Source organism: Kitasatospora sp. NPDC004723 (genome assembly GCF_040609255.1).
GTDB lineage: Bacteria > Actinomycetota > Actinomycetes > Streptomycetales > Streptomycetaceae > Kitasatospora.
Map to the genome: position 1 here is coordinate 1 of NZ_JBEXJT010000049.1, position 4,632 is coordinate 4,632.

At 73.5% G+C, this 4,632-nt stretch carries 2 protein-coding genes; both read left to right on the forward strand.

From position 1 onward, the window contains the following. Positions 1 to 163 precede the first annotated feature (163 nt). On the forward strand, positions 164 to 2,095 hold the full coding sequence (locus ABZW10_RS31950) for a galactose oxidase early set domain-containing protein (RefSeq protein WP_355372941.1): 1,932 nt from the start codon (positions 164 to 166) through the stop codon (positions 2,093 to 2,095). 29 nt (positions 2,096 to 2,124) lie between these two features. Beyond that, on the forward strand, positions 2,125 to 4,476 hold the full coding sequence (locus ABZW10_RS31955) for a Dyp-type peroxidase (RefSeq protein ID WP_355372943.1): 2,352 nt from the start codon (positions 2,125 to 2,127) through the stop codon (positions 4,474 to 4,476). The last annotated feature ends 156 nt before the right edge of the window (positions 4,477 to 4,632 follow it).

A 4,632-nucleotide genomic window follows, 5' to 3' on the forward strand; every position in this document is an offset into this window, starting at 1 on the left:
GCGGACCCGCCGACGCCGAACGCAGTGACTCCGCATGCGAACCGACACCCACCGTGATGGCCTGTGGCTGTCGGCGACCGGGCACCGCCCCGGCGGCCGTTCCCCCTATCCCCCGCCCGGAGTTCCGAGCCGGACGGCCCCGCTCCCCCGTTCGAGGAGTTCCATGTCCCTGTCCCCGCCACGGCCCGGCCGGCGCCTTCCGGCCGTGCTCGCCACCGCCGTGGTCTGTGCGCTGACCACCGGCACCGCCCTGACCGCCGTCGCCCCGGCCGCCGCCCACGGCCCCGGCGGTCACGACACCCCCGACGGCCCGGCCGCCACCGCCCCCAAGGTCGCCGACCCCCGGATGCTCGCCGAGCTGCGCGACGACGAGGTCGCCGCACTCGGCCAGGAGCACGCCGAGGAGCACGCCCGGATGCGCGCGGCCGTCCGCGGCATCGGCGACTACCCGCAGACCACCCGCACCAACCGGCTGAACGCGCTGACGCAGTCCCAGGCCGACCACAACAAGGGCTTCGCCGCCGGCACCTTCGGGACCTTCAACCAGTACTTCCCCTCCCCCGACTTCGGCGACCACGTCGCGCTGCTGCCCACCGGCAAGGTGCTGCTGTTCTCCTTCGAGCGGATCGAGACCAACCCGGAGAAGGAACCCGCCCCCACCCAGACCACCGGCCGGGAGAACGCCGGCCGGGCGTTCCTCTGGGACCCGGCCAAGGGCTACGGCAAGGACGCCTTCAAGCAGGTCACCCCGCCCACCGTCAACATGCCCGACGGCCTGGACCAGCCCCGCCCGGCGCCGTTCTTCTGCGCCGGCCACTCCTTCCTGCCCAACGGCATGCTCGGCGTCTTCGGCGGCAACCTCGGCGGCAACGGCGGCACCGGCGCCAAGCTCTCGCTGATCTTCGACCCGTGGACCGAGACCTGGACCCGCAACCCCGACATGTCCGTCGGCCGCTGGTACCCCACGGTGGTGACCGGCGCGGACGGCCGGCAGCTGATCATGTCCGGCCAGTCCGAACTCGGCTGGGGCACCCCCACCCCGGTGGTCGAGCGCTTCCCCGCCAAGAACTACCCGGTGCCCACGCTCAAGACCCAGACCCCGGTGAACACCCCCGTCGACCGGTTCAAGGCCGACGCCCCGTTCACCCTGGACTACCCGCACCTGTTCTCGCTCAACGACGGCAACATCTACGGCTTCGGCCGGCAGGCCGCCGAGCAGTGGAAGTTCGACCCGGTCGCGGAGTCCCGCAGCGACCTGACCGCCCGCCCCGACGGCCGCAAGCGCAACTACGGCTCGGCCGTCCCGCTGCCCGGCGGCGTCAACGGCCCGGACTCCGCGCTGATCCTCGGCGGCGACCGGGACAACCCCAGCACCCTGCGCTTCTCCAACGGCAGCTGGACCGCCGAGAAGTCCCGCGCCTTCGGCCGCACCCAGGACGACACCCTGCTGCTGCCCAACGGCCGGCTGATGACCGTCAACGGCGCCTACGACATCCGCGACTACGGCAACGGCCCGTACAACCCGAACGCCGACCTCAAGTACCGCCAGGTCGAACTCCGCGACGACCAGGGCAACTGGCAGCTCGGCCCGGTCCAGCGGCTCCCGCGCGGCTACCACTCCAACGCCGTGGTGCTGCCGGACGGACGCGTCATGGTCACCGGCGACGAGCTCCAGCAGCTCGCCAACAACCCGGACATCGACGGCACGGTGAGCGGCATCCCCGGCACCACGGGCCCGGTCACCATGAACGGGACCATCGAGATCTACGAGCCCGCCTACCTCCACCAGGGCGACCGCCCGGTCCTCACCGGGGCGCCGACCACGCCCGTCGGCTACGACCAGACCTTCCTGGTCAACACCTCCACCCCGGAGCGGGTCGCCAAGGCGGTGCTGCTCTCGCCCACCACCTCCACCCACTCGATCAACACCAGCCAGCGCCACCTCGACCTGCGGCTCAGCAGCCGGGCCGGCAACCGGCTGGAGCTCCAGGCCCCGCCGGACGCCAAGGCCGCCCCGCCCGGCTGGTACCTGCTCTTCCTGCTCAACGACCAGGGCGTGCCCTCCGTCGCCAAGTGGATCCAGCTCACCGCCTGACCGCGCACCCGAAAGGAACCCCCACCCCCATGGCAACGGCAACGGATCTGTTCCTCCGCGACAGCGAGGAGATCCAGGGCGACATCCTGGCCGGTTTCAAGAAGGACAACGTCAGCGTCCTGTTCCTGAAGTTCGAGGACGCGGCCCTGGCCCGCGAGTGGCTGCGGCAGCTCACCCCGCAGATCGCCACCACCCGTGAGGTCGCCGCGTTCAACGAGGCCTTCAGCGAGGCCCGCAGGACCTCCGGCGGCGACGACCCCAAGACCCTCAAGGCGACCTGGCTCGGCGTCAGCTTCACCTACGAGGGCCTGCGGCTGCTCTCCGACACCGACCCGTTCCCGCAGCCCCCGCCGGTCGGCACCGGTCTCGAGGCGTTCAAGGAGGGCTCGGCCAAGCGGGCCGGGGCGCTCGGCGACACCGGCGAGAACTCCCCGGCGAACTGGCTGTTCGGCAACGGCAGGAGCCAGCCGGTGCACGCCGTGCTGAAGCTCTCCGCGGACACCGAGCCGGACCTGCGGACGGCGATCGAGGAGCAACGGATCGCCGCCGCCGAGTCCCGGGTGCTGATCGTCTACCAGCAGAACGCGCAGACCCTGCTCGGCAGCCGCCGCGGCAAGGAGCACTTCGGCTTCAAGGACGGCATCAGCGAGCCGGGCGTCCGGGGCTTCGACCCGCCCGACCCGGGCCGGCCCGACGAGGTCGCGGGCCACCCGGGCACCCGGATCATCCCGGCCGGCGAGTTCGTCTGCGGCCAGGAGAACGCCCCGCTGAGCTTTCCCAGGGAGCAGTACCCGGACTGGACGGCGGACGGCTCCTTCCAGGTGGTGCGCCGGCTCGCCCAGGACGTCCCCGGCTGGTGGTCGCAGGTCTCGGTCAAGCTGAAGGAGCTCCGGCTCGCCAAGGCCGTCCCGGACGCCGCGACCACCGAGTGGCTGGCGGCCCGGATGGTCGGCCGCTGGCGCTCCGGCGCCCCGGTCTGCCACTTCAAGGACCGCGACGTCCCCAACGACCCCGTCGCCGCCGCGGACAACGACTTCGACTTCCGGGACGACCCGGAGGGCCTGGTCACCCCGCTCTGGTCGCACCTGCGCAAGACCAGCCCGCGGGCCGGCCTCCAAGCACCCGGCCCCACCGACCCGCCGCTCGACGCCAAGGAGCTCGACGGCCGCCGGATCATGCGCCGCGGCACGCCGTACGGGGCGCCGTTCGACCCGGCCTCGGAGGGCCCGGGCGGGCCCGACGACCCGCGCGGCCTGCTGTTCGTCTGCTACCAGGCCGACATCGCCCGGCAGTTCGAGTTCATCCAGGCCGACTGGATGGACGAGCCGAACTTCCCGCCCGGCCGCACCCCGCAGCCCGGCAAGGACCCGGTCACCCAGCCGGCCGACGACGTCGACTTCGAGAGCGAGGAGCCGGACGGCACCGTCAAGCACACCCCGGTGAGCTTCGCCCAGTTCGTCCGCACCACCGGCTCGGTGTACGCCTTCATGCCCTCGCTCAGCACCCTGCGGGGGCTCGCCGACGGACGGCTGGTCGGCCCCGACCGGACCGCGACGGGCGGCCAGGCCGGCGGGCAGAGCCAGACCCAGACCCAGGCCCAGCAGGGCGGCCAGAGCACCGCCCCGGGCGGGCCCGCCTACCCGTGCGACGACTTCCTCGCCGTCCCGGACCAGTGGCGGCAGGGCGGCCAGAGCCGGTTCTGGGCCTACCACGGGGACCGGTACCGGCAGATCTCGGTGGCCGACGGCACCGCCCACACCGACCGCCTGGTCGACGGCGACACCGCGCTGAGCAGCCGGCCGGCCTTCCAGGGGATCGGCCGGATCGACTGCCTGCTGCCCATGCCCGACCTGCAGAACCCCGGCGGCAAGAGCTGGTACTGGGCGTTCCACAGCGGCAACGGCGGCGGCCAGCGGTACCGGGCGGTCTCGATCACCTCCGGCGGCGGATACACCTTCGCGCTGGAGCGCCCGGACCGCGACCTCGGTCCCTGGGCCTCGCTGAACGGCGTCGACCGGGTGGACTGCTTCCTCGCCGTACCCGACCAGCAGCGGGTGAACGGCCGGAGCTGGTACTGGGCCTTCCACACCACCGGCGGCCGGCAGCGCTACCGGCTGATCTCGGTCGCCGACGGCACCGGGCACCCCGACACGCTGGAGCGCGGCGACCGCGAACTCTCCCAGTGGGGTTCGCTGGACGGCGTCGCCGCGGTGGACTGCTTCCTGCCCGTCCCCGACGCCCAGCGGATCGGCGGCCGGAGCGAGTACTGGGTGTTCCACGGTGACAGCTACCGGCGGATCTCGGTCGCCGACGGCAGCGGCCACCCGGACCGCCTGGTCAGCGGCTCGCGCTCGGTCTCGGCCTGGAACTCGCTGCTCTGAGCCGGGCCCCGGGCCCGCCGTCCGCGCTCCCGCGGCCACCCGGCCGCGGGGGCGCGGCGGTGCGGCGGTGCGGCGGTGCGGCGGTGCGGCGGTGCGGCGGTGCGGCGGTGCGGCGGTGCGGCGGTGCGGCGGTGCGGCGGTGCGGCGGTGCGGCGG

What these genes read in the sequence shown, in the direction of transcription:
- ABZW10_RS31950 (WP_355372941.1), top strand. Translation starts at nt 164, where the DNA reads ATGTCCCTGTCCCCGCCACGGCCCGGCCGGCGCCTTCCGGCCGTGCTC.
- ABZW10_RS31955 (WP_355372943.1), top strand. Translation starts at nt 2,125, where the DNA reads ATGGCAACGGCAACGGATCTGTTCCTCCGCGACAGCGAGGAGATCCAG.